Source organism: Streptomyces nigra, from assembly GCF_003074055.1.
In the GTDB taxonomy this organism is placed as follows: Bacteria; Actinomycetota; Actinomycetes; order Streptomycetales; family Streptomycetaceae; genus Streptomyces; species Streptomyces nigra.
The window spans coordinates 813,898-837,095 of sequence record NZ_CP029043.1; the positions used below are offsets into that span (position 1 = coordinate 813,898).

Consider the following 23,198-nt stretch of genomic DNA (forward strand, 5'->3'; position numbering starts at 1 on the left):
CCCCGAACAGGGGAGCCCAGGAAACCAGTAACATGCGGCGCCATGAGCTCCCCCACTGGACCCGCGTCCGGCCTGCCAGTACGAATGCCGCGACCCCGCCAGCCCGGGCGGCACCGCCGACCCGAGCCCTTGGCGGCTCCTGAAGGCGCGCCCGCGCTCGTCCTCGCGGTGCCCGGCACACCGAGTGCCGCCACCCGCGGCCTCGCCGAGGAGGTCGTGAGCATCGCCCGCTCCGAGCTTCCCGGCCTCGACGCCCGCATCGGGTACGTCGACGGTGACGACGGGGAGTTCCCCACGCTCCAGTCGGTGCTCACGCGGGCCGCCGAGGAGCGCACCGCCCGTTACGAGCAGGCGATCGCCGCGGGTGTGGAGGCCAAGGAGCCCGAGGGCCCCGTCGCCGTGGTCGTGCCGCTGCTCGCCGGCCCGGACAGCGCGCTGCTGCGCGTCATCCGCCAGGCCGTGATGGACAGCCGTGTGGCGGCCGATCTGACCGATGTGCTCGGCCCGCACCCGCTGCTCGCCGAGGCCCTGCACGTGCGCCTGTCGGAGGCAGGTCTGGCCCGCGCCGACCGGGCGCGCCTGTTCACCGTGGCCACGGCCGCAGACGGCATCATCCTGGCCTCGGTCGGCGGTGACGAGGCCGTGCAGGCGGCCGGCATCACCGGCATGCTGCTCGCCGCGCGGCTCGCCGTGCCGGTGATGGCGGCGGCCCTGGACCAGGAGGGCTCGATCGCGGCGGTCGCCGAGCAGCTGCGGTCCTCCGGTTCGCAGCAGCTGGCCCTGGCCCCGTATCTGATCGGCCCGGAGATCGACGCCGCCCTGATCGAGGAGGCCGCGCGGGAGGTGGGCTGCTCCGCCGCCGAGGCGCTCGGCCCGTACCCGGCGATCGGCAAGCTGGCCCTGTCGCAGTACACGACGGCGCTGGGCATCGCCCCGCAGCAGGCGCAGGGCACGCCGGTGCGCTGACGCCCCCGGAGATCGTGACGCCGAAGGGCCCGCCCCCCTCACAGGGAGCGGGCCCTTCGGCGTACGGTCAGACCGCGTCCGGGGCCTCGCCGACGACCACGCAGGAGGCGGCGGGCACCTCGACGGAGCCCTGGTGGCGCGGAAGCCCGGACTCGGGGTCCACGGAGAACCAGGCCACGTCGCCGGACCGCTCGTTCGCGACGTACAGGACGCCGTCGGCCTCGGTGAGGGCGCGCGGCCAGTGCCCCGCGCAGGACACCGTGCCGACCAGCCGCAGCTCCTCGTCGTCGACGGCGAAGGCCGACAGGACGTCCTCGCCACGGGTGGCGACCCACAGGAAGCGGCCGTCCGGCGAGATCGCGATGCCCGACGGGTACGCGTCGCCGGAGGAGGCGTCCACGAGCACCGGGTGCTCCGTCAGCGGCTTCAGGGTGCCGTCGTCGCCGTCCCAGTGGCAGACCGTGACGGTCGGGCTCAGCTCGTTGACGACGTAGGCGTACGGGCGGAGCGGGTGGAAGGCCAGGTGGCGGGGGCCGGAGCCGGGCCGCAGGGCGATCTCGCGGTGCAGGGCGAGGGTGCCGTCGGACAGGGTGCACACCCGGACCGAGTCGGTGCCGAGGTCGACGCTGACGATCCAGCGGCCGCTCGGGTCGGGCTGCACCTGGTGGGCGTGCGGGCCCTGCTGGCGCGGTGTGCAGGGGCCGGAGCCGGTGTGCCGCAGCACGGCGAGCGGGCCGCCCGCGAGGGAGCCGTCGGAGCGGACGGGGACGGCGGTGACGCTGCCGGAGCCGTAGTTGGCGGTGACGACGTGCCCGTCGTGGAGGGCGAGGTGGGTGGGGCCGTTGGCGTCCAGCCCCACCGGGGAGCCGATCCGTTCCGGCCCGTCCCCGGTCACCCGGTACGCGGCCACGGCGCCCTCGGCCGTCTCGCTGACCGCGTAGAGCGTGTCGCCGCCGGGTGCGAGGGCGAGGTACGAGGGGTCGGGCACGTCCCGTACGCCGGTCAGCACGGTCAGCGCCCCGTTGTCGGCGACGGCCGCCGTGCTGATCCCCGCGCCTCCGGCCGCCGTGAACGACCCGATGTAGGCCCGTCTCCCCCGCTTGCCGGCGTCTGCCACCGCTGTCCCCTTCCGCTCGCGTCCCGTGCGGCCGACGGTAGCAGTGGATCACTCGAAGCCGACTGCCCCGAGTCGTGTCCGGCCCTGTTACTCCGCCGCCACCAGGCGCCGCTCCGAAGCGGTGCGCAGGGGGTGGGCCAGTTCGGACAGGGCTTGTTCGAGGCTGTGAAGGTGGGCCAGGGCCGGGTCCGTGGCGGTCGGGCGGTCGGTGGGGGCCGCGATGGCCGCGTTGCCGCCGGTCAGGGCCTCCACGGCGCTCTCCACGCGCCAGCAGGCGGCGGCGAGGCGGGCGTCGTGCGAGGCCTCCGGGTCGGCGGCGACGGCGGCCAGGCCGCGCACCTCGCGGACGCAGTCGTCCAGCAGGGACAGGACGTGGCGGGCGCGCCGCTTGCGGGCCGGCAGGGGGTTCAGCGGGTGCACGAGCGGGGCGACCGAGAGCCGTACACGGGCGAGCAGCTGTTCCAGCTCGGCCACCCGCTGGGCCGGGTCGGCGCTCTCGTCGCCGGCGAGGCGGGCGGCGGCCTCGGCGGTGGCCGAGTGCACGCAGCGCAGCGCCCGCTGGATCCAGGCGTCCGTGATGGCGTGGGTGGTGACGGGCAGGACGAGGAGCACGGCCAGGACGGCGCCGACGGCTCCCACGGCTGTCTCCGCGAGCCGCACCGCCAGCAGGGCGGGCTCGAGGACGCCGAGGAGGCCGTAGAGGAGCTCGGCGAGCACCGTGACGCAGAGCATCATCCAGGTGTAGGAGACGGCGGCCGAGTAGAAGATGCCGAAGACGCAGGCGGCGAGCAGGACGGCCGTGGGCAGATGGGCGCCCTGCAGGGGTACGGCGACGAGGAAGCCGAGGCCGATGCCGAGGACGGTGCCCATGACCCGGCGGAAGCCGCGCACGAGGGTCTCGCCGCGGGAGGTCGTGTTGACGAAGATCCACCAGGTGGCGCCGACGGCCCAGTACCAGCGCTCTCCGGAGACCACCTGCCCCACCACGAGGGCGAATCCGGCGCCCGCGGTGGCCTGGACGGCCTGGCGGGTGGTCACCCGGGCGAGGCCGCGGCCGCCCGGCGGTGCGGGGACGGCCGCCGGGGGCGTCCGGCGCTCGTAGCACCACAGGCCGAAGCGCACGGCGGCCGCGCTCGCGACGGACAGCAGCAGGGCGGCGTAGAGCTCCGGCAGCCGCCCGGGCGTCGCGTGCAGGAACTGCGCCACGAAGTACGTCATGAAGGCGAACACGCCCAGGCTGTGGCCGCGCGGCCCCCAGCGGCGGGCGTAGACGCCGGCGCCGACGACCGCGAGGAAGGTGAGGTCGCGGGCGACCGGCTGGTCGTGCAGTTCGGCCGCCGCCGCGAGGACGGGCAGACCGGCGAGGGGCAGCAGCGCGGTGGTGACGGCCTGCCCGCGCACGGTCGCGTCGGTGACCGTGAACAGGGCGAGCAGCGCGGCGAGGCCACCGGTGACCATGCCGACGAGGGTGTGTCCGGCGAGTCCGCTCACGAGCACCGCGAAGCCGATGCCGAGGACGCCCCGGGCGGCGAAGCGCAGCCGTACGCGCCCCGGGTCCGGCGCCACGAACACCCTCTTCAGCAATGTGAACCCCCTGATGGACGGCACAGAAAAGGCGCCGCGGGGATCCGCAGCGCCATCGACCGTCCCATTGGAGCATCACCGGGCCGACTGGCTCAAGCGGTCTCCCTTAGAGTGGGCCATTGGTACAGACATTCCGGTCCTGGATCGTCCATCGGCGAGCCATCGGACCAGGATCGAACAGCGAGAAGGGTCGGCAGCATGGCTGTGGACGAGCTCGACACCCGCATCCTGCGGCTGCTGCTGGAGCAGCCGCGCACCAGTGTGCGGGAGTACGCCCGGATCCTCGGAGTCGCGCGCGGCACGCTCCAGGCCCGGCTGGACCGGCTGGAGCGGGACGGGGTGATCACCGGCACCGGGCCGACGCTGTCGCCGGCCGCCCTGGGCCACCCGGTACTGGCGTTCGTGCACATCGAGGTCACCCAGGGGCACCTCGACGACGTGGGCGCCGAACTGGCCGCCGTGCCGGAGATCGTGGAGGCGTTCTCGATCACGGGCGGCGGCGATCTGCTGACCCGGGTCGTGGCCCGGGACAACGCGCATCTGGAGGACGTGATCCAGAAGCTGATCAGTCTGCCCGGCGTGGTCCGCACCCGCACGGAGGTGGCGCTGCGCGAACGCGTCCCGCACCGGCTGCTGCCGCTCCTGGAGTCGGTCGGGCGGGCGTCGGCGCGCGGGTGACCTTTGACATCCTGGGGCCATGAGCGATCTCGGCGGCACTTCGGTCATCTTCGATCTCGACGGAACACTCGTGGACAGCGAGCCCCTGTACTTCGAGGCGGGCCGACGGCTCCTCGCCGAGCACGGCGTGACCGGCTTCACCTGGGCCGACCATGAGAAGTACGTCGGGATCAGCACCCTGGAGACGGTGACGCTCTGGAAGGACGCCTACGGTCTGCGGGCCGGCGTCGGCGACCTGCTCGCCGCCAAGAACCGCCACTATCTGGACCTCGCCGCCGGCGGCATCCGTGTCTACCCCGAGATGCGCGCGTTCGTGGAGCTGCTGGCCGCCGACGGTGTCCCGATGGCCGTCGCCTCGGGCTCGTCGCGCGAGGCCATCACCGCGATCCTGACCGGCACCGGCCTGGACGCCCACCTGCGCACCGTCGTCTCCGCCGACGAGGTGGCTCAGGGCAAACCCGCCCCGGACGTCTTCCTGGAGGCGGCCCGGCGCCTCGGCACGGACCCGTCGGCGTGTGTCGTCCTGGAGGACGCGGCACCGGGTGTGGCCGCCGCACACGCGGCGGGGATGCGGTGTATTGCCGTGCCCTATGTGGCCGCCGAGGCCGACGGCCCGCAGTTCGCGACCGCCGAGCTGCTGCTGCGCGGTGGGGCAGAAGGAGTTCTCGGCCCGGTCGGCCTACGCGTGGCTGCGCGGGGCTGCCTAGCTCAGGAGCGGCGCCGCGGCTTGCCACGCTGGGCGCCGCCCTTGCTGCCCTTGGCACCCTTGGTCCCGCCCGAGGTGCCACGACGGCCGGCTCCGCCGCGTGCGGCGCCTCCACCGGACTCGGGGCGCTTGCGCCGGGGCTGCTCCTTGGCGGCCGGGGCCTGTGACGTCGTACGCCCCCGGGTGCTGTTGACCGTACGGCCGCGGACCACGCCGATGAAGTCCTCGACCAGGTCGGTGGTCGCCTCTTCCGGCCAGGACAGGGCGACGCTCGACTGCGGGACGTCGACCAGGGTGCGGTAGGTGAGGTCCTTGCGGTGGTGGAGGCGGGCCAGCGACTGGGGGACGACGAGCAGGCCGACGTTGGCCGCGACCAGCTCCACGGCGTCCGCGGTGGTCGCGGGCCGTTCGAAGCCGGGCTGTCCGGGCGGCCGCTCCCAGCCGAGGACGTCGTCCAGGGGGTGGAAGACCACCTCGTCGGCGAGGTCCTCGGTGGTGACCTCCTCGACGGCGGAGATGACGTGGTCCTTGGGGACGACGACCACCGTGGACTCGGTGTAGAGGGGGATCGCGCTGAAGAAGTCCCGATCGACCGGGAGCCGTACGAACCCGGCGTCGGCGCCGCCGTCCCGCAGCAGCCCGGGCGCCTCGGCGGCGGTCACCGCGTGGAGGGTGAGGGGGACGTCGGGGAAGCGTTCGTTCCAGATCCGCACCCATTTCGCGGGTGTCACTCCCGGGACGTACGCGAGCCGGAACGAGGAGGGTGCCGCCGAGCCTGTCACCTGGCCAGGTTACCGGCCGTGGTCGGCGGAGGTTCACCCGGTGGATACCCTGGACCCCATGACGTCGCACCACACCACTCAGTCCATGAAGCCCGCCACCGCGGCGAAGAAGCTGGGTGTGTACCTCGAAGCCACCCCCGCCGAGTTCCGGGAGGGCGAGGTCACGCGCGCGGAGCTGAACGCGCTCCAGGCCGACCCGCCGCAGTGGCTGCTCGACCTGCGCCGCGACGGCCCGCACCCGCGCCCGGTCGTCGCGCAGAAGCTCGGCGTGTCCATCGCGGGGCTCGCCCGCGGCGGTGTCACTGAGGCCCTGACCACCGAGCAGATCGAGGCCCTGAAGCAGGATCAGCCCGAGTGGCTGGCCAAGGAGCGGGCCACCCAGGCCGAGGTCCGCAAGGAGGCGGCCCGGCTGCGGCAGCGCGACGCCGAGCGGGCGTCGAAGGACGCCTGACCCGCACGCACGCGAAGCGCGCCCGGTGACCGCAGGAGGGCGGTCACCGGGGCGCGTCTGCGTCAGCCGGACGTCAGCTGTCGTAGTCCACGGTCAGCGACTCGGAGACCGGGTACGACTGGCAGGTCAGCACATACCCCGCGTCGACCTCGGCGGTCTCCAGCGCGAAGTTGCGCCGCATGTCCGCCTTGCCGTCGGTGACCAGGGCCCGGCAGGTGCCGCAGACCCCGCCCTTGCAGGCGAACGGCAGGTCGGGGCGGGTCTGCTGGGCGCCGTCCAGCAGGGTCCGGTCGCGCGGCAGGGCCGCCGTGGTGGAGCGCCCGTCGAGGGTGATCGTGACCTGGCTGACGGGGCCTTCCGGCCCGCTCTCCACGTGCCGCGCCTCGCGCACCGGCTCGTCGTCGGCGTAGAAGAGCTCCTGGTGCACACGCTCGTCCGGGACGCCGAGGCCGGCCAGCACCCGCTGCGCGTCCCGCACCATGCCGTGCGGCCCGCACAGCCACCAGTGGTCGGCCGTGTGCACGTCGACCAGTGCCTCGACGAGCGTGGCGAGGCGTTCGGCGTCGATGCGCCCGGACAGCACCTCGGCCTCGCGCGGCTCGCGGGAGAGCACATGGGCGAGCTGGAACCGCGCCGGGTACAGGTCCTTCAGATCGGCCAGCTCGTCGGCGAACATCACCGTGTCCGTGCGGCGGTTGCCGTAGAGGAGGGTGACCGTCGAACGGGGGTCGGCGGCCAGGACGGACTCCGCGATGGACACCATCGGGGTGATGCCGGAACCCGCCGCGATCAGCACATGGTGGCCGGGGGTGCCGAGGTCGGGGGTGAAGGCGCCGGTGGGGGCCATCACCTCGACGACGTCGCCGGGTTGTACGTCGTGGACCAGCCAGGACGAGAACAGCCCGCCGGGCACGACCCGTACGCCGATGCGCGGACGCGCGCCGACGGGCGAGCAGATCGAGTACGACCGCCGCTCGTCGCGCCCGTCGATCTCGCGGCGCAGCGTCAGCGACTGACCGGGCGCGAACGCGAACTCCTCGGCCAGCCCGTCCGGGATGTCGAAGCTGACGGCGACCGCGTCGGAGCACAGCGGCTGCACGGCGGCGACCTGCAGCTTGTGGAAGGCCGGACGGCGGCGGGCGCGCGGGCCGGGCGCGGCGGCCGTCTGTGCTTCCCTGAGGCCTTCCATCAGATCTCCTTGACGTACTCGAACGGCTCTTTGCAGGCCCGGCAGCGCCACAGTGCCTTGCAGGACGTGGCGGCGAACCGGGAGGTCTCCTCGGTGTCCGCCGAGCCGCAGCGCGGGCAGGCCACGGCGTGCCGGGTCGGTGACAGCACGAGCGCGACGGGGCCGCCGCGCGGCGCGGGGCCGGGCGGGGCGATGCCGTGCTCGGCGAGCTTGGCGCGGCCGGCCGGGGTGATCCAGTCGCTGGTCCACGGCGGGTCGAGGACGGTGCGGATCTCCACGCGCGGGTATCCGGCGGCGCGCAGACGTGCCGCGACGTCCGCCCGCATCTCGGCCATCGCCGGGCAGCCGGAGTAGGTCGGGGTGAGGCTCGCGACGACCGTGCCGTCCTCGGTGATCTCGACGTCCCGCAGGACGCCCAGGTCGGCGAGGGTGAGCATGGGCAGCTCGGGGTCCGGCACCTGGGCGGCGATGTGCCGGGCGCGCCGGGCGTCGAGGAGCGTCGTCACCATGTCGCCTCCGGGTGCGCGCGGGCGACGCCCTGCAACTCGGCGAGGAGCGGGGCGAGGTGCTCGGTGTGCTCGCCCTCGCGTCCGCAGCCGGGCAGCGGGCGGTACACGGGCATCGGCAGTCCGGCCGCGTCGGTGACCTGCTTGAGGTCGGCGACGACCTCCAGCCGTACGTCGAACGCGGTGAACAGCTCGCCCAGGTAGGGCGCGACCTGCTCCTGGGCACGGCGCATACGGCGGTGGGACTCCTCGGTGCCGTCGCCCAGGCGCACCGCCCACTCGGCGGCGTACTGCCGGTGGTAGCGCAGTTCCTTGGCGCCCTTGGTGGCGATCGCCGAGAGCACGGGGTCCGGGTGGGACGCCAGCCGCTCGAAGTGCGCGAGCCGCCAGCTGGACAGCACCAGCAGCCGGACGATCGTGAACGCGAAGTCGCCGTTGGGCAGTTCGGCCAGGCGGACGTTGCGGAAGTCGGCCGCGTCACGGAAGTAGGCGTACGCGTCCTCGTCGCGACCGGTGCCGTCGGTCTGGCCGGCGCGGGAGTAGAGCAGCCGGGCCTGGCCGAGCAGGTCGAGGCCGATGTTGGCGAGCGCGACCTCCTCCTCCAGCTCGGGGGCGCGGGTGACCCACTCCCCCAGGCGCTGCGCCGAGACGAGCGCGTCGTCGCCGAGGGCGACGCACAGGGCGGCCAGGGCGGCGGCGTCGACGTCGTGCGGCACGGTGGTGTCGACGCCGTGCAGCGGGTCCTCGAAGCCGGTGCCGTAGGCCCAGCGGGTGTCGTCCTCGTGTCCCTCGGCGAGGGTCAGATAGACGTGGTCGTCACTCATGCCCTCTCCTTCAGATGTGGGGGACGTCGTCGGGGATGTCGTAGAAGGTCGGGTGGCGGTAGACCTTGTCGGCGCTGGGCTCGAAGAACGGGTCCTTCTCGTCGCGCGTGGAGGCGGCGATGTGCTCGGAGCGCACGACCCAGATGCTGACGCCCTCGTTGCGCCGCGTGTACAGATCGCGGGCGTGGGTCAGCGCCATCCGGTCGTCGGCGGCGTGCAGCGAGCCGACGTGGACGTGGTTCAGTCCGCGCTTGCCCCGGACGAACACCTCGTACAGCGGCCAGTCCTGCTTTCCGGTGCTCATGCCACCGCTCCCTTCTCCGCGCGGGCGGCCTGCTTGGCCGCGTGGGCGGTGGCCGCCTCCCGCACCCAGGCGCCCTCTTCGTGGGCGCTCCTGCGTTGTTCCATCCGCTGTGCGTTGCACGGGCCGTCACCCTTGATGACCCGCATCAGCTCGTCCCAGTCGGGCGTGCCGAAGTCGTGGTGGCCGCGCTCGGCGTTCCAGCGCAGCTCCGGGTCGGGCAGGGTGACGCCGAGCTTCTCGGCCTGCGGGACCGTCATGTCGACGAAGCGCCGGCGCAGCTCGTCGTTGCTGTGCCGCTTGATCTTCCAGGCCATCGAGCGGGCCGAGTTGGGCGAGGAGTCGTCGGGCGGGCCGAACATCATCAGGGAGGGCCACCACCAGCGGTTCACCGCGTCCTGGACCATCTCACGCTGGGCGTCGGTGCCGCGCATCATCGTCATCAGCAGCTCGTAGCCCTGCCGCTGGTGGAACGACTCCTCCTTGCAGATCCGCACCATCGCGCGCGCGTACGGCCCGTAGGAGCTGCGGCACAGCGGTACCTGATTGCAGATCGCGGCGCCGTCCACGAACCAGCCGATCACGCCGACGTCGGCGAAGCTCATCGTGGGGTAGTTGAAGATCGAGGAGTACTTCTGGCGACCCTCGATCAGCCGCTCGGTCAGGTCGGCGCGGTCGGCGCCCAGGGTCTCGGCCGCCGAGTACAGGTACAGACCGTGTCCGGCCTCGTCCTGCACCTTGGCGAAGAGGATCGCCTTGCGGCGCAGCGAGGGCGCCTTGGTGATCCACTCCCCCTCCGGCTGCATGCCGATGATCTCCGAGTGGGCGTGCTGCGCGATCTGCCGGATCAGCGTGTTGCGGTAGCCGTCCGGCATCCAGTCCCGCGGCTCGATGCGCTGGTCGCGCGCGATCGTCGCGTCGAAGTGCTCCTCAAGCGGCCCTTGTGGGGGCGCCTCGGCGGAGTGTGAGGTCGTCATCGCTCCCGCTTCCCAACCGACCATTCGTTCGGTACCAGTGTGACGTGTTTCGGAGGGCTGGGCAAGACCTCGTCCGGGCGGCGGAGGGGATCGCGAGCGCCGCCACCCTCCGTATTCACGCAGGTACATGGCGCGGCGACGGCGGCCGGCCGCCGTCACAAGCGTCGAAGGTCACAAAAACGTATCGGACATTTCACACGTCAATCTTCACTGCAGGCACACAAGTTGGCTAAGTTACCGCCCAGGACGCGCGTTGAACTCCGGCGATCCCCGCCGGGACGTGCGACCTCCGCCGAGTCGGCGCGCCCTTCGGGGCCGCGGAGCCGAGGACCCAACCGAATCATGGGGTGAATCGACCCGAGGCCGTGACGGGCCGGGTCGTAGGGCACACCTTCCGACGCGAAACGCCCGAACCCGTCAGCTAACTCGGTAGGCGGAGTACGGAAGGAGCACGTCGCCCATGGCGCCGGAACGCACCGGCATGCGCAACTCCGCGCTCGCCTCGGCAGCAGCCCTCACCTCGGTGGCCCTGTTCGGCCAGTCGACCGGCGCCGCCCAGGCGGACGAGGGGCCGAGCCGCGAGGAGGTCAGCCGGCGGGTCAGTTCGCTCTACGACCGGGCCGAGACCGACACGGGGACCTTCAACGCCACCCGCGCCTCGTCCACAGGACCGCGCAAGCGCGCGGGCGGTCCGGCGGCCTCCGGACGCGACGGTGACCGCGGCCGTGGCGCCGCCCCGCTCGACGACGTGGCCCGGCAGTGGTTCGACGTCGCCCGGTCCAAGCTCGGTCCGACGATGCCGGCCACCCTGCCGAAGGACCGGATGCCGGAACGGCCCGCCGCCCCGGCGCGGGGTGCGCGCCCGTCGGGCGGGGGTGAAGGGGCGCGCGAGATATCGGGGCGTACGGCTCTGGAGCTGCCTGCTGGATCGGGTGCCCCTGTCGCCGAGTTGACGTCCGGTGCCTCGCGTTCGGCGGCTGTCGGTGAGCTGACGGCGGGGCCTGTGGCGGCTCTGCCCGCGGGGGGTGAGGCGGGGGGCGCGCTCGCACTGCCTGCGGCGCCCGTCGCACCTGCCGTGCAGAGTGAGGTCGATCAGCGGGCCTCCCTGCGTACGACCAAGGAGCGCAGCCAGCGGAAGTTGTCGCAGGCGCGTGAGTTGCTGTCGGCGTACACCGGGCGGTCCTTGGCGGCGATCGAGGCGCCGGCGGCCGCCGTCCCTGCTGCTGCCGCTGCGCCTGCTTCTGCGCAGAACCAGTGGGACGCCCTGGAGGCGCAGAGCCCCGCCGATCTGACGACGGTTCCACCGGGGTCGACGGCTTGGGCGGGGCAGCCCTCGGAGACTTCGGCCGCCTCGGCTGCCTATCTCACGGCAACTCCTGTCGCCGGGTCGGAGTTGGGTGCCTCTCAGGGGTACGGCGTGCCTGACGCGGGCTTCTCCGCGACTGCGGCCGGTCAGACGGGGAGCTTCCCGGCTGTCGACCAGACCGGCGGCTTCCCGGCGGTCGACCAGACCGGGAGCTTCCCTGTGGTCGACCGGACCGCTGGGTTCCCGATGGTGGACCAGACCGGCGGCTTCCCGGCGGTCGACCGGACCGGGAGCTTCCCTGTGGTCGACCAGACCGCTGGGTTCCCGATGGTGGACCAGACCGGCGGCTTCCCGGCGGTCGACCGGACCGGGAGCTTCCCTGTGGTCGACCGGACCGCTGGGTTCCCGATGGTGGACCAGTCCGGGAGCTTCCCGATGGTCTCGCAGACCGGGAGTTTCCCGGCTGTCGGTCAGACCGGTAGCTTCCCCGCCGTGGACCAGAGCGGCAGCTATCCGGCGGTCGCGCAGACGGGTGGCTTCCCGGCCGTGGACCAGACCGGCAGCTATCCGGCGGTCGCTCCGACCCCTGCGGCCCCGCAGGACAGCCGGGCCCTGCGGGCCCTGGAGTTCGCCCGGGTTCAGATCGGCAAGCCCTGTGTCTGGGGCACGACGGGACCGAACACCTACGACGGCCCCGGCCTCACCCAGGCCGCCTGGAAGGCCGCCGGTATCGCGCTCCCCCGCACCGCCCAGGAGCAGGCCACCGCCGGTCAGGGCGTGGCGCTCACGGACCTGGAGCCCGGCGACCTGGTCCTGTACCACGCCGGTCACGTCGGCATCTGTTCCGGCAACGGCATGATGATCCACGCCCCCGGCCCCGGCACGGTCATCCGCGAGGAGTCCATCCACTACGCCGGCGAGGACGCGATCCACAGCGCGATCCGGCCCGCGTGAGACGACCGCACCCCCGACGCCGTGGTGTGTCGGGGGTGCGGTCGTGGGTGGTCGTAAGGGCTCAGGGGCGCCCGATGCCGGCTTCCTTGCCGCGCCGGTCCGGGCGGCGCTGCAGCGCCAGCCAGTGGGCGACCGCGGCCGCGATCGGCTGCCCGGTCTCCAGCTCGACGAAGCCGAACTGACCCCCCTGGTTGCACTCCAGGAACCACCAGATGCCGTCCTCGTCCTCCGCGAAGTCGAAGGCGGCGTACGCCAGTCCGGCCAGGGTGACGTACTCCTGCACCGACTTGCCGATCCGGTCGGGCACCGGGACCGGTTCCCACGGATGCCCGGTGTCGCCGTACCGGCCGTCGATCTGGTCGGGTTCGGCGGTCTTGCGTGCGGCGAACAGTCCGGTGCCGACGCAGGTCAGCCGGATGTCCGCCCGCTTGGGGACGTACCGCTGGAGCAGGGCCGGCCCGGCCGCGACGGCGGAGAAGTCCGCGTCGGGGCCGATCAGCGTGGTGGGCAGGGCCAGCGGCGGCTCGCCGGGCGGCGGTCCGGAGGCGGACTTCACGACGACCTCTTTGTGCTGCTCGACGAAAGCGCGCGCCAGCCGCGGTGCCGTGGTGAACACCGTGGGCGGTACGGCGAATCCGCTGAGGTGGGCGAGTCTGAGCTGCCAGGGCTTGAGCCGTGCCTGGTCGGCGTTGCGGGGATGGTTCATCCACCGTGCGGCGGCGGAGTGCAGCATGCCGTACAGCGCCTGCCGGGTCTCGGCGGTCAGCCAGGGCGAGGGGTCGGGCGCGTGGGCGGCCGGTTCACCGGGCCGGCGCACCCAGATGGAGCGCAGCCCTCCCATCGACAGCACATGGCCGTTGACCGACAGATGCCCGTCGAAGTCGCCGTGGGCGTAGTCCGCGGACAGCACGGCCTTGCCGGGCAGGTCGGCCGGGTCCAGCCGCAGCACGGGCGTGCCCGTGGCGTGCAGTTCGCTCACCACCATGTCGGCGGTCACGTCCTCCTCGGACGTGAGGATCAGTACCGTCATGCGCCGGCCGGTTCGTCAGTCGTCGAAGTGGGTGGCGGAACCGGCCGTGGAGGTCGTCGTGCCGGCGGCGAGGAGGAGATCCGGGTCGCTGACGGCCGGGCGGCCGTCGGGCAGCATGTTCAACTGCCGGGCCGGGTCGAACGTGTACGGCGTCACCGCCTGGGTGACTCCTGTGGGGAACGCGTAGTTCAGGGTGAAAGGTCGCATCGAAACCTCCGCGGTCGCGTGATGCCTGCGCTACCGTCCCTTACGCGCCTGTTGTGTAACGCATTCACTACATCCAGCCACATGGGGGTGAACGTCGTCACACCCAACGGGGCGATGCGGGAACCGCGTTGGGGCTCCGCGGGGTGCCGGTCAGGCCGCCGGTACGCCGCCGCCCTGGAGGCGTTCGAGGTCCGACGGGCGCACCTGGATCACGAGCAGGGCGATGACCGCGGCGATCGCCGTGAAGATCGCGGCCGTGATGAAGGCGGCGGAGACACCGGCGCTGAGGATCTCGTCGGCGAACCGCGCCGGGAGCTGCCCGGTGCGTTCGAAGCGCAGCCGTTCCAGCGGGGTGGCCTGGGCCAGGAAGGCCGGGATCTGTTTCTCGGCCTCGTTGTTGCTGGCCGTCCCGTACATGGTGACCAGGATCGACAGTCCCAGTGATCCGCCGACCTGCTGGGTGGCGTTGAGCAGCCCGGATGCGGCTCCGGTCTCCGCGGGGGTCACGTTGGACAGCGCCATCAGCGTCAGGGACACGAACTCCATGCCCATGCCGAGGCTGAAGACCAGCATCGGCCCGAGGATGCTGCCCAGGTAGGTCGAATGGACGTCGGTCAGGGTCAGCCAGGCCAGCCCGGCGGCGGCCAGGATCGCCCCCGTCACCATGAAGGGTTTGGGCCCGTACTTGGGAAGCAGCTGGGAGGCGAGTCCGGCGCCGACCGCGATGACGGCGCTCACCGGGAGGAAGGCCAGCCCCGCTTGAAGCGGGCTGAAGTTCAGCACGTTCTGTACGAACAGTGTGAGGAAGAAGAACATCCCGAAGATCGCCGCGGCGAGGCTCAGCATGATGCCGTAGGTGCCCGCGCGGTTGCGGTCGGCGAACATGTGCAGCGGCGTGATCGGCTGTCTGGACCGCTGCTCGACCAGGATGAACAGCAGCAGGAAGACGACGGCCGCCCCGAACGAGCCGAGCGTCAGCCCGTCCCGCCAGCCGTCCTGCGCGGCCCGGATGAAGCCGTAGACGAGCAGCACCATGCCGATGGTCGACGTCATCGCGCCCAGGATGTCGAAGTGCCCGGCGTGCCGCTCGGACTCACGGATCCAACGAGGTGTGGCGAGCACGATGAGCAGGCCGATGGGCACGTTGACGAACAGCACCCAGCGCCAGTTGAGCCACTCGACGAGCATGCCGCCGGCCAGCAGCCCGATCGCGCCGCCGCCCGCCGACACCGCGGCGAACACCCCGAACGCCCGGTTGCGCTGGGGCCCTTCGGGGAACGTCGTGCTGATCAGCGCGAGCGAGGTCGGGGAGGCGATGGCACCGCCGACGCCCTGGAGGGCGCGGGCGCTGAGGAGTTGCCACTCGTTCTGGGACAGTCCCCCGAGCAGCGAGGCCAGGACGAAGAGCAGCACACCGAAGACGAACACCCGCCGCCGGCCCAGGATGTCGCCCATCCTGCCGCCGAGGAGGAGCAGTCCGCCGAAGGTGAGCGTGTAGGCGTTGACCACCCAGGACAGGCTGGTCGTCGAGAAGTCGAGCGACCGCTGGATGTCCGGGAGGGCGATGTTCACGATGGTGATGTCGAGCACCACCATCAGCTGACAGGAGGCGATGACGAACAGCGCCATGGCGTTGCCATGGCCTTTGTTCCGCTCCGCGTCCTGCGGGGTGGTCGCTGCTTGGGGTGTCGGCTCCGAAGGGCTCATCGCATCGCCGTGGGCGGGGGTTCGGGGGCCGGGTCGGAATCGGACTGGCTGCCCGCCACCTTTCGACCGTACGCCGGTGCCGTACGGCCCTCCAGTCGATCACCGACCGGGCGGCACGGGCCTCTTGAGGGGCACGCGGGCCTGCCCGTCGACACGCCCCGACGACGGCCGGGGCGTGTAGGTGGGGAGCGGTTGGCTGCTCAGGCGGCCGGGGGGATGTTCTGGTTGGCGCGGAAGAAATTGTCCGGGTCGTACGTCCGCTTGACGGCGGCGAGCCGGTCGTAGTGCCCGCGGTAGGTGTTCCGGACGCGGTCCGTCCCCTCCCCCTCACCGATGAAGTTGATGTACGAGCCGCCCATGGAGTACGGGTGCAATTCGGTCTGGTACGCGACCGCCCAGTCACGGATGACATCGGCATTGGCGGGGTCGGGGTCGACGCCCGCGATCACGGCGGACCACACGGCGTCCCGGTACGCCCAGGCCGTGTCGTCGGGCCCCGGCTGATGGGCGGCGGCGTCCACGGGATACAGGTGCATCAGGGACAGCGGGGTGGGGATGTTCTCCCCGTACTTGTGGTGCACGTCGATCGAGGAGTCGCTGATCGAGTCGAAGAAGTCACCGCGCCAGTACCACTGGTAGCCCTTCGGGATCAGCTCGTCGAACATGCTCTGCACGGCCGGGTACGGCATGGGCGCGCTGAAGTGGAAGGCGGGCGGGGCCGGGTCGTTCACCGGGGCCAGTACCCGCTCGAACTGGTCGCTCTCCGGATCACCGGTGTAGCACCAGACGACACCGCACATCTTCTGTCCATGGATCGTCTCCGGGAACGGGGGGCCGGGCGGGATGCAGAACAGGGTGAAGAACCCGTACAGGTCCGCCGGCGCCGCGGGCAGGAAGTCCCGGTACCATCGCAGCACTTCGGGCGTCCGGTCGACCGGCCACACCGTCACGCCGAACCCGACCGTGCCCACCGGGTGCAGACGGAAGGTGAACGACGTCACCACCCCGAAGTTCCCGCCGCCGCCGCGCAGCGCCCAGAACAGATCGGGGTGCTCCTCCTCTGAGGCGGTGACGAAGCTGCCGTCGGCGAGCACGACGTCGGCCGAGGTCAGATTGTCGATCGTCAGGCCGTACTTGCGGGTCAGGTACCCGTGCCCGCCGCCCAGCGTCAGGCCGCCGACGCCGGTCATCGAGACGATGCCGGCCGGCACACCCAGGTCGAACGTGTGGGCCGCGTGGTCGAGATCCCCGAGCTGTGCCCCACCGGCGACCTGCGCGGTCTTCGTCTTGGGGTCGACCCGGACCCCGCGCATGGCCGACAGGTCGAGGACGAGCGCGTCGTCCACGAGGCAGAGGCCGGGCCCGCTGTGCCCGCCGCCGCGCACCGCGAGCTCCACCCCGGTGTCCCTGGCGCAGGCGATCGCCGTGCGCACGTCCGCGACGTCCACGCACTGCGCGAACGCGGCGGGACGCCGGTCGATCATCGCGTTGTAGATCTTGCGGGTCTCGTCGTACTGAGGGTCCTGCGGGGTGATGACGGGTCCCCGCATTCCCGCGCGCAGTTCCTCGAGTGCCGTTGCGTTGATGGCGCCCATGGCCGGACCCCTTCGCTCGAAGTCGGTGAGCCACGGATGGCGGCACCCGGCCTCCGTCGTCCGGGCGGGAGCAGGGGCGCACGGTGCGGCTGATCCGTTCGCACCTCGTGCAGATGTCGGCAGGACGCCTCGTCCCGCCGTTCTCCAGTGTTCTCCGGTCGTGGGGCGGACGCACGTCGATCGTGGACCGGCCCGCCGGGGGTGTGGGGTGGGGGCGGACCGGTCCCTGATCAGGCGGCGACGGCCTCTCGGTCGGCTTCGGCTTCAGCCTTAGCTTCGGCTTCGGCGTCGGCCGTTGCTTCGGCTTCGGCGAGGAGGCGGGCGAGCGTGGCGCGGGCTCGGTTCACGCGTGAACGGACCGTCCCCACGGGGCAGTCGCTCCGCTCGGCGGCCTCCGCGTACGGCAGTCCGGCCAGCTGGGTCAGCACGAACGCCTCACGCCGTTCGTCGGGCAGCGCGTCCAGCAGGTCGAGCAGCACGACCCCTTCCTCGAAGCCGGGCAGACCGGCGGGCTGGGCGCGTTCGGCGGCGCGCGTCCAGTCGTCGGTGTCGCACAGCCGGGGCCGGGTGGCCGCGTACCGGTGGCTGTCGATCACCGCGCGCCGCGCGATGGCCAGCAGCCAGGTGCGCGCCGACGAACGGCCCTCGAACCGGTGCAGACTGCCGAGCGCCCGCAGGAACGTGTCCTGCGCCAGGTCGTCGGCGGCCTGCGGATCGGCCGAGAGATGGGTTACGTACCGTACGACGTCCCGGTGCAGGGAGCGGACGAAACGCTCGGCGGCGTCCGGATCGCCGGCGCGGGCAGCCAGCGCCCACGTGGTCGCCGGCTCGTCCTGGGGCACGCGCGGGGCGGGCAGGGCAGGAGTGATCACCTGAGTCCTTCTCGGGTAGCCCGGACTCCGGCACGGCGGATGCACGACGGCGCATGACGGTGCAGGGCAGACAGACGCACACGCGGTGCCGGAGGGCCCGGGGATGCAGGGCACGGCCACGGCCGTACGGGCGCACGACCGTGGACCCGAGGCACGGCCGGTATCGGCATGTCGCCGTGTCTCCGTGTCGCCGAATCGTCACGGCACGGGACCGGGTGGCCTCGGGGCAACCGGCTGTCTCAGACGACAGCGGGCCCCGCCGGCGGCCCCCGAGAGGTGATGGTGTGGACGAGCGGCAGCAGGCGCGGTGCCCGCTCGGAGCGAGCCCGCCGCGGCCGAAGCCGTGGGCGGTCGGGTGGCGCCGCGGGCAGGAGGAGGATCAGGCGCAGCGGTGCGGCCAGCCAGCCGGCGACGGCCCGCAGGATCTGGAACGCGGCCCGCTCGCCGTGCCCCAGCCACAGGCCGCAGAGCAGGGCGGCGAGTGTGTGGGCGGCGAACATGGCGAGCGAAGCGTCACCGCTCATGTCGTGGGCCATGGACATGGGCGGCGTGCCTGTGGGGGCCGCGCCCATGTTGTCCACCACCGTGTGCGCTGTGTGGGCCGCACCCATGTGGTCCGGACCCGTGTGGTGCAGCGCTGTCTGGTGCAGAGCCGTGTGGTCTTCGCCTATGGGCCCGCGGCCCATGCCTGCCGACGCCTCACCCACACCGACGCCCTGCGCCAGCTCGAACACCGCGTGCAGCGCGCCCTGGGCCACGACCACGACGGACACGACCAGCGGCAGTCCCCGTTCCCGGCCGGCGAGGCACCAGCCCACGCCACATGTCGCCAGCAGACCGGCGACGAGCGTCCACCACGGGACGGCGGCACCCGACATCAGGGTGTGACCGAGGGCGGCGAGCAGCACACAGACGGACGCGAACACCGCGGCCCGTAACGCGCGTACGCCCCACCCAGCACCCATGACGGCCTCATCCTCGCATCCCGGGCCGGCTCGTCAGCGGTGGATACACATCACTGGGGGACAGCACGGCGGTGCCGATGCCACAGGCACGAGGCGACGACCACGAACGGCCACACGGACTGAATGGCCGTCACCAGCCGCTCGGCCACCCCGGCGGCGCCGTCCTGCTCCATCTCGATCATGAACCAGGCGGCGCTGCCCAGCATCACGGCGGTCGCCGTGAACGCGGGGACGGGACGCAGCCCCCAGGGCGCCGTCGCACCCCGGTGCGCGGCCAGTACGGGCCACACCGCGAGGAAGGCGAACCCGATCCCTGCGACCGTTCCGTGGCTGAGGGAGCCGCCGCTGCTCGGCGGCGGCAGCAACGCCACCACGACCGCCGTGATGCCGCCGGCGCCGAGGGCGAGCCGGCCGGGGAGCGCCGCGGGGCGCAGTCCGAGGGCGGTACAGAGGTGGCAGACGCCGAGGGCGGCGAGCGCCGAGGTCATCACCCAGAATCCCCGGGCCCCGTAGGCCGCCAGGACGCTGATGGTCTGGGTCACCGGGTCGTATGCCGGCCCTTCGAGATGCGCCGCGATCAGCCAGCCCCCGATCAGTACGACCGGCGCGGATCCCGACGACAGCAGAGCCCACGTAGGCACAAGTCGCATCAAACTACCGTATAGCCGACTTATAGCCGGTTTCGCGACGTACACGCGGAGGGGTTCTGGGGGTGGGGCGGGTGGGGTGGTGGCTCAGTCGTCCGCGACGGGAGGGGCGACGACGCTGACGTGACCGGCGGCGCCGTCCCACTCCCACAGGTTCACCGGGCCTGGCAGCCCCCGGGGGACGACTACGGCGGGGACCCGCTCGGTGGTGGCGAAGGACCGTTCGGTCCCCCGCTCCGGTTCCTTGGTGCCGGCCGGGCCGCGCCACCGGCCGGCCGCCCAGGAGGTGCCGGCGGACCCGAGTCCGGTGGCGGAGAAGTCCCGCCGTGTGTCCAGACGTGTGGGGACGGTGCGGCCGTTGGCCCGCCACTCCGCGACGAGCGCGGCGTAGATCGAGGGGCGGCCACCGGGTGTGCCGGTGGGCGGTACGACGTACGACAGGGGCGCGGAATCGTTGCCCAGGACACGCCGCGCCGTGTCTCTGTTGTCCATGCCAGAGCAAACGGTTCGGCGTGCGCCGGTGGTACGCGCGATGCCACCGCCACCACCCGGTCGGGTGAGACCGTCCCCCGTACGGCCCACAGGGATCGCGTCAAAACGGTGCGGGGTCCGGTGCGGCGCCGGGCGCGCACGGCCCGGTCCGGGGCGCGCGTTCCACCTTCCGCCTGTTTGGCGCGCGGGCGCTCGCCCCATACGGGGAATTGCGCTCCGCCGTATGGCCGCAGCACCCGTCACCCGGTCCACTGAGGCCTTCACCGCTCACATCGGGAGGCTTCCTACATGGCACTGACGGAGTGGACGAGGTCGATGGAGTGGCTGGCCGCGGCCTCGGCGGATCCAGGCGCCTGCAAGCACGAGTGGCAGAACGGCACGACCGGCGTGGCCCTCCTCGCGGCGGGGCGCTTCTGGGACGTGCTGGTCGTGCCCGAGGAGCTGGGCCTGCGTGTGGCGGACCTGCTGGACGAGTTGCCGCTGCTGGACCGCGGCCCCTGCCTGCTGGACACCCGGCGCCGCCGAGTGGGCTTCCTGCTGCCGCCGGAGCCGCGGACGGTGTGGGTCGGCACCGGCGTGCGGCTGCTCGGGGCGGGCTCGTGGATCGCCGCTCCCGCCCCGCACTGCCGCTGGGGTGCGCTGCGCTGGCTGATCCCGCCGGACGGCTCCGGCACGCTGAACATCCCGGAGGTCATGGAGGTGGCCCTCGAACGCTGCGCGGGCGAGCTGTCCCGCCTCCAGGGCCGTGCCGCGCCGGCCGCGCGGGACAGGCGTGCGGCCCTGCTGTGACCGGCCGGCGTCTCTCCTCTCAGCCGAGGAAGCTGAGGCGGACCTGCCGGTTCGGGTTGTCGCGGTTGGTGTCCACGAGGCACACGGACTGCCAGGTGCCGAGTTCGAGCCGTCCGCCCACGACCGGCAGCGTCGCGTGGGGCGGCACGATCGCGGGGAGGACGTGGTCGCGGCCGTGGCCGGGGCTGCCGTGCCGGTGCTGCCAGCGGTCGTCGGCGGGCAGCAGGGTGTGCAGCGCGGCGAGGAGGTCGTCGTCGCTGCCGGCGCCGGTCTCGATGATCGCGATGCCGGCCGTGGCGTGCGGCACGAAGACGTTCAGCAGGCCGTCGCGGCCCCCGGCGGCCTCCCGCAGGAAGGACTCGCAGTCGCGGGTGAGATCCACGACCCGCTCCGAGGAGCCGGAGGCGATGTTCAGGACTCGGGTGGTGAAGGCGTCTGACATGCCGTCCATCCTGGCTCATCCCACGGGAAGATCCGTGCCCGCCGGTCCGTTGGTTGAGATGTGAACAGCATTGAGGCGGTCGAGACGGTCGACGTGGTGGTCATCGGCGCCGGTCAGGCGGGGCTGTCGAGCGCCTACCACCTGCGGCGCACCGGGTTCGAGCCCGGTCGTGACTTCGTGGTGCTCGACCACTCCCCCGGTCCGGGCGGCGCCTGGCAGTTCCGCTGGCCCTCGCTGACGTACGGCAAGGTGCACGGGATGCACTCGCTGCCCGGTATGGAGCTGACCGGCGCGGACCCCGAGCGGCCGTCGTCCGAGGTGATCGCGGAGTACTTCGCGGACTACGAGCGGACGTTCGACCTGCGCGTCCGGCGCCCGGTGGAGGTGCGGGCCGTCCGCGAGGGCGCCGACGGCCGGCTGCGCGTGGAGAGCTCGGCCGGGACCTGGGCGGCACGGGCGCTGATCAACGCGACCGGCACCTGGGACCGGCCGTTCTGGCCGCGTTATCCCGGTCAGGAGACGTTCCGGGGGCGGCAGTTGCACACGGCGCAGTACCCCGGGCCGGAGGCCTTCGCGGGGCTGCGGGTCATCGTGGTCGGCGGTGGCGCGTCGGGCACGCAGCACCTGATGGAGATCGCCCCGTACGCGGCGGCCACGACCTGGGTGACCCGGCGTCCGCCGGTCTTCCGGGAAGGGCCCTTCACCGAGGACCTGGGCCGGGCGGCCGTAGCACTGGTCGAGGAGCGGGTCCGGCAGGGGCTGCCGCCCAAGAGCGTGGTGTCGGTCACCGGGCTGCCGCTGACCGAGCCCGTGCGGCAGGGGATCGCCGACGGCGTGCTGGACCCGCAGCCGATGTTCGACCGGATCACACCGGACGGCGTGGAGTGGAAGGACGGGCGGCAGGTGGCCGCCGACGTCATCCTGTGGGCGACCGGGTTCCGGGCCGCCATCGATCATCTTGCGCCGCTGCGGCTGCGCGAGCCGGGCGGCGGCATCCGGGTGGAGGGGACGCGCGCGGTCGCCGACGCCCGGATCCATCTCGTCGGCTACGGGCCGTCCGCCAGCACGATCGGCGCCAACCGCGCGGGCCGCGCGGCCGTCCGGGACATCAGACGGCTGCTGTCGGAGGAGCCGGTGGCGGCGTGATCGGCCGTTCGGCGGTTCAGCGGCCTGAGTGCGGGGCCGGCCTGAAGGTCAGCGGCGGGGGCGCGGGGCCGACCCACTGAGTGAGGGGGCCGACCTGCCGGTCAGCTGCTGGGGGACGGCGCGGCCTTGCTGCGGCGCGCGTCGGATTCGGCCACATTGCGCTGGTGCTCCGCGTAGTCGGCGGTGAAGCGGGTGTCGCCGGGCTTGACGGTGACGAAGTACAGCCAGTCGCCGGTGGCCGGATTGACGGCGGCGCGCATGGCCTCCTCGCCCGGGTTGGCGATCGGCGTGGGCGGCAGGCCCATGCGCTGGTACGAGTTGTAGGGGCTGTCGATCCGGGTGTCGGCCTGGCTGGTGCGGCCGGAGGAACGCTTCAGCGCGTAGTTCACCGTGGAGTCCATCTGCAGCGGCATGCCGCGCTCCAGCCGGTTGAAGACGACCCGCGCAACCTTGGCCATGTCGGCCTTGGTCGTGGCCTCGGCCTGGATGATGCTCGCGATGGTGACCGCCTGGTAGACGTTCATGGCGTTGCGCTGGGCCCCGGCGGCGATCGGCGCGCGGCTGAACTTCTGGTCGGCCTTGGCGACCATGTCCGCGAGCAGCGTCTCCGGTGTGACCCGGGTGCCGTCGCGCTCCAGGGAGTACGTCGCCGGGAAGAAGTAGCCCTCCGGGTTGCCGTCGGCCTCGTTCGGCAGTTTGAGGTTCGCCTTGCCCAAAGACTTCCTGGTGCTGCCGGGCGGAAGGGCGAGGGCCTTGTCGACCGCCGCGTAGACCTGGCCGGCGCGCCAACCGGGCGGGATCACGAGGGAGGTGGGCGGCGCCGGTTCCTCCTCGCCGGTGATCAGCAGCGGCACCGCCACGGCGGTGCCGGCCACGACGGCGCCTGCGGCGATGAGGGCGATACGGCCCCGGCGCGTGAGTCGGATGGTGCTCCGTGACGGAGTGTTCAGATACATGCGGGAACG

Annotated in this window: 24 protein-coding genes, 1 pseudogene and 1 riboswitch; of the genes and pseudogenes, 7 read left to right on the plus strand and 18 right to left on the minus strand. The window is 72.6% G+C overall.

Features of this window, described 5'->3' with window-relative positions; translation table 11 throughout:
* Nucleotides 1-42: 42 nt before the first annotated feature.
* The gene (locus tag DC008_RS03735; RefSeq protein WP_107096759.1) at nucleotides 43-966 is read left to right on the plus strand and encodes a sirohydrochlorin chelatase; all 924 of its coding nucleotides are present in this window, start codon (nucleotides 43-45) and stop codon (nucleotides 964-966) included.
* A 67-nt stretch (nucleotides 967-1,033) separates the two neighbouring features.
* Here the strand turns inward: DC008_RS03735 and DC008_RS03740 are convergent, their stop codons facing one another.
* On the minus strand, nucleotides 1,034-2,083 hold the full coding sequence (locus DC008_RS03740; protein ID WP_108705703.1) for a lactonase family protein: 1,050 nt from the start codon (nucleotides 2,081-2,083) through the stop codon (nucleotides 1,034-1,036).
* Nucleotides 2,084-2,170: 87 nt separating this feature from the next.
* On the minus strand, nucleotides 2,171-3,667 hold the full coding sequence (locus DC008_RS03745) for an FUSC family protein (RefSeq protein WP_108705704.1): 1,497 nt from the start codon (nucleotides 3,665-3,667) through the stop codon (nucleotides 2,171-2,173).
* A gap of 198 nt (nucleotides 3,668-3,865) precedes the next feature.
* Between DC008_RS03745 and DC008_RS03750 the strand changes: the two genes are divergently transcribed.
* Entirely contained in the window at nucleotides 3,866-4,345 is a 480-nt protein-coding gene (locus DC008_RS03750) for an Lrp/AsnC family transcriptional regulator (protein WP_108705705.1), read from the plus strand.
* A 19-nt stretch (nucleotides 4,346-4,364) separates the two neighbouring features.
* Nucleotides 4,365-5,052, plus strand: a pseudogene (locus DC008_RS03755) (HAD family hydrolase).
* 1 nt (nucleotide 5,053) lies between these two features.
* Here DC008_RS03755 and DC008_RS03760 read toward each other — a convergent pair.
* Nucleotides 5,054-5,833 (minus strand): LysR family substrate-binding domain-containing protein, encoded by a 780-nt coding sequence (locus DC008_RS03760; protein ID WP_108705706.1) that lies wholly within the window; start codon nucleotides 5,831-5,833, stop codon nucleotides 5,054-5,056.
* Between the two features lie 58 nt (nucleotides 5,834-5,891).
* Here DC008_RS03760 and DC008_RS03765 point away from each other — a divergent pair, with 58 nt between their 5' ends.
* Nucleotides 5,892-6,284, plus strand: coding sequence for a DUF5997 family protein (locus DC008_RS03765; RefSeq protein ID WP_108705707.1), 393 nt, complete (start codon nucleotides 5,892-5,894; stop codon nucleotides 6,282-6,284).
* A 73-nt stretch (nucleotides 6,285-6,357) separates the two neighbouring features.
* On the opposite strand, the gene paaE is transcribed toward DC008_RS03765, so the two are convergent.
* Genes paaE through paaA form a run of 5 tightly spaced genes read right to left on the minus strand, consistent with a single transcriptional unit; the run spans nucleotide 6,358 to nucleotide 10,081 of the window.
* Entirely contained in the window at nucleotides 6,358-7,473 is a 1,116-nt protein-coding gene (paaE, locus tag DC008_RS03770) for a 1,2-phenylacetyl-CoA epoxidase subunit PaaE (RefSeq protein WP_108705708.1), read from the minus strand.
* Nucleotides 7,473-7,982, minus strand: a complete 510-nt coding sequence (paaD, locus tag DC008_RS03775; protein WP_108705709.1) for a 1,2-phenylacetyl-CoA epoxidase subunit PaaD — start codon at nucleotides 7,980-7,982, stop codon at nucleotides 7,473-7,475. Before paaD ends, paaE begins: the two co-directional genes overlap by 1 nt.
* Entirely contained in the window at nucleotides 7,976-8,803 is an 828-nt protein-coding gene (gene paaC / locus DC008_RS03780; protein WP_108705710.1) for a 1,2-phenylacetyl-CoA epoxidase subunit PaaC, read from the minus strand. Before paaC ends, paaD begins: the two co-directional genes overlap by 7 nt.
* 10 nt (nucleotides 8,804-8,813) lie before the next feature.
* On the minus strand, nucleotides 8,814-9,107 hold the full coding sequence (gene paaB / locus DC008_RS03785) for a 1,2-phenylacetyl-CoA epoxidase subunit PaaB (RefSeq protein WP_055622255.1): 294 nt from the start codon (nucleotides 9,105-9,107) through the stop codon (nucleotides 8,814-8,816).
* Nucleotides 9,104-10,081 (minus strand): 1,2-phenylacetyl-CoA epoxidase subunit PaaA, encoded by a 978-nt coding sequence (paaA, locus tag DC008_RS03790; protein ID WP_108705711.1) that lies wholly within the window; start codon nucleotides 10,079-10,081, stop codon nucleotides 9,104-9,106. The genes paaB and paaA overlap by 4 nt, the downstream gene beginning before the upstream one ends.
* A gap of 280 nt (nucleotides 10,082-10,361) precedes the next feature.
* Nucleotides 10,362-10,533: riboswitch (cyclic di-AMP (ydaO/yuaA leader) on the plus strand.
* A gap of 8 nt (nucleotides 10,534-10,541) precedes the next feature.
* Between paaA and DC008_RS35865 the strand changes: the two genes are divergently transcribed.
* Nucleotides 10,542-12,341, plus strand: a complete 1,800-nt coding sequence (locus DC008_RS35865) for a C40 family peptidase (protein ID WP_244221331.1) — start codon at nucleotides 10,542-10,544, stop codon at nucleotides 12,339-12,341.
* A 61-nt stretch (nucleotides 12,342-12,402) separates the two neighbouring features.
* Here DC008_RS35865 and tgmB read toward each other — a convergent pair whose 3' ends face one another.
* The 8 genes from tgmB to DC008_RS03835 all read right to left on the minus strand — a co-directional run bounded on the left by tgmB (nucleotide 12,403) and on the right by DC008_RS03835 (nucleotide 19,856).
* Nucleotides 12,403-13,371, minus strand: coding sequence for an ATP-grasp ribosomal peptide maturase (tgmB, locus tag DC008_RS03800; protein WP_108705712.1), 969 nt, complete (start codon nucleotides 13,369-13,371; stop codon nucleotides 12,403-12,405).
* A 15-nt stretch (nucleotides 13,372-13,386) separates the two neighbouring features.
* Nucleotides 13,387-13,578 carry a putative ATP-grasp-modified RiPP gene (tgmA, locus tag DC008_RS03805; protein WP_108705713.1) on the minus strand — a complete coding sequence of 64 codons (192 nt, stop codon included), beginning with the start codon at nucleotides 13,576-13,578 and terminating at the stop codon, nucleotides 13,387-13,389.
* Nucleotides 13,579-13,728: 150 nt separating this feature from the next.
* Nucleotides 13,729-15,207, minus strand: coding sequence for an MFS transporter (locus tag DC008_RS03810; RefSeq protein WP_108705714.1), 1,479 nt, complete (start codon nucleotides 15,205-15,207; stop codon nucleotides 13,729-13,731).
* A 278-nt stretch (nucleotides 15,208-15,485) separates the two neighbouring features.
* Entirely contained in the window at nucleotides 15,486-16,880 is a 1,395-nt protein-coding gene (locus DC008_RS03815) for an FAD-binding oxidoreductase (protein WP_208645806.1), read from the minus strand.
* Between the two features lie 230 nt (nucleotides 16,881-17,110).
* Nucleotides 17,111-17,752, minus strand: coding sequence for a sigma-70 family RNA polymerase sigma factor (locus tag DC008_RS03820; RefSeq protein ID WP_108705715.1), 642 nt, complete (start codon nucleotides 17,750-17,752; stop codon nucleotides 17,111-17,113).
* Nucleotides 17,753-17,991: 239 nt separating this feature from the next.
* On the minus strand, nucleotides 17,992-18,717 hold the full coding sequence (locus tag DC008_RS03825) for a hypothetical protein (protein WP_108705716.1): 726 nt from the start codon (nucleotides 18,715-18,717) through the stop codon (nucleotides 17,992-17,994).
* 50 nt (nucleotides 18,718-18,767) lie between these two features.
* Nucleotides 18,768-19,367, minus strand: coding sequence for a DUF998 domain-containing protein (locus tag DC008_RS03830; protein ID WP_108705717.1), 600 nt, complete (start codon nucleotides 19,365-19,367; stop codon nucleotides 18,768-18,770).
* Nucleotides 19,368-19,451: 84 nt separating this feature from the next.
* Nucleotides 19,452-19,856: a hypothetical protein gene (locus DC008_RS03835; RefSeq protein WP_108705718.1), complete on the minus strand. Its 405-nt coding sequence runs from the start codon at nucleotides 19,854-19,856 to the stop codon at nucleotides 19,452-19,454.
* 288 nt (nucleotides 19,857-20,144) lie between these two features.
* Between DC008_RS03835 and DC008_RS03840 the strand changes: the two genes are divergently transcribed.
* On the plus strand, nucleotides 20,145-20,645 hold the full coding sequence (locus tag DC008_RS03840; protein ID WP_108705719.1) for a hypothetical protein: 501 nt from the start codon (nucleotides 20,145-20,147) through the stop codon (nucleotides 20,643-20,645).
* A gap of 19 nt (nucleotides 20,646-20,664) precedes the next feature.
* On the opposite strand, the gene DC008_RS03845 is transcribed toward DC008_RS03840, so the two are convergent.
* Complete coding sequence (locus tag DC008_RS03845) at nucleotides 20,665-21,087, minus strand: secondary thiamine-phosphate synthase enzyme YjbQ (RefSeq protein ID WP_108710556.1); 423 nt, start codon at nucleotides 21,085-21,087, stop codon at nucleotides 20,665-20,667.
* A 60-nt stretch (nucleotides 21,088-21,147) separates the two neighbouring features.
* Between DC008_RS03845 and DC008_RS03850 the strand changes: the two genes are divergently transcribed.
* A complete protein-coding gene (locus DC008_RS03850; protein ID WP_208645807.1) occupies nucleotides 21,148-22,233 on the plus strand; it encodes an NAD(P)-binding domain-containing protein in 1,086 nt (361 codons plus the stop codon).
* Nucleotides 22,234-22,334: 101 nt separating this feature from the next.
* On the opposite strand, the gene mltG is transcribed toward DC008_RS03850, so the two are convergent.
* Nucleotides 22,335-23,189 (minus strand): endolytic transglycosylase MltG, encoded by an 855-nt coding sequence (mltG, locus tag DC008_RS03855; protein WP_108705720.1) that lies wholly within the window; start codon nucleotides 23,187-23,189, stop codon nucleotides 22,335-22,337.
* Nucleotides 23,190-23,198 lie beyond the last annotated feature (9 nt).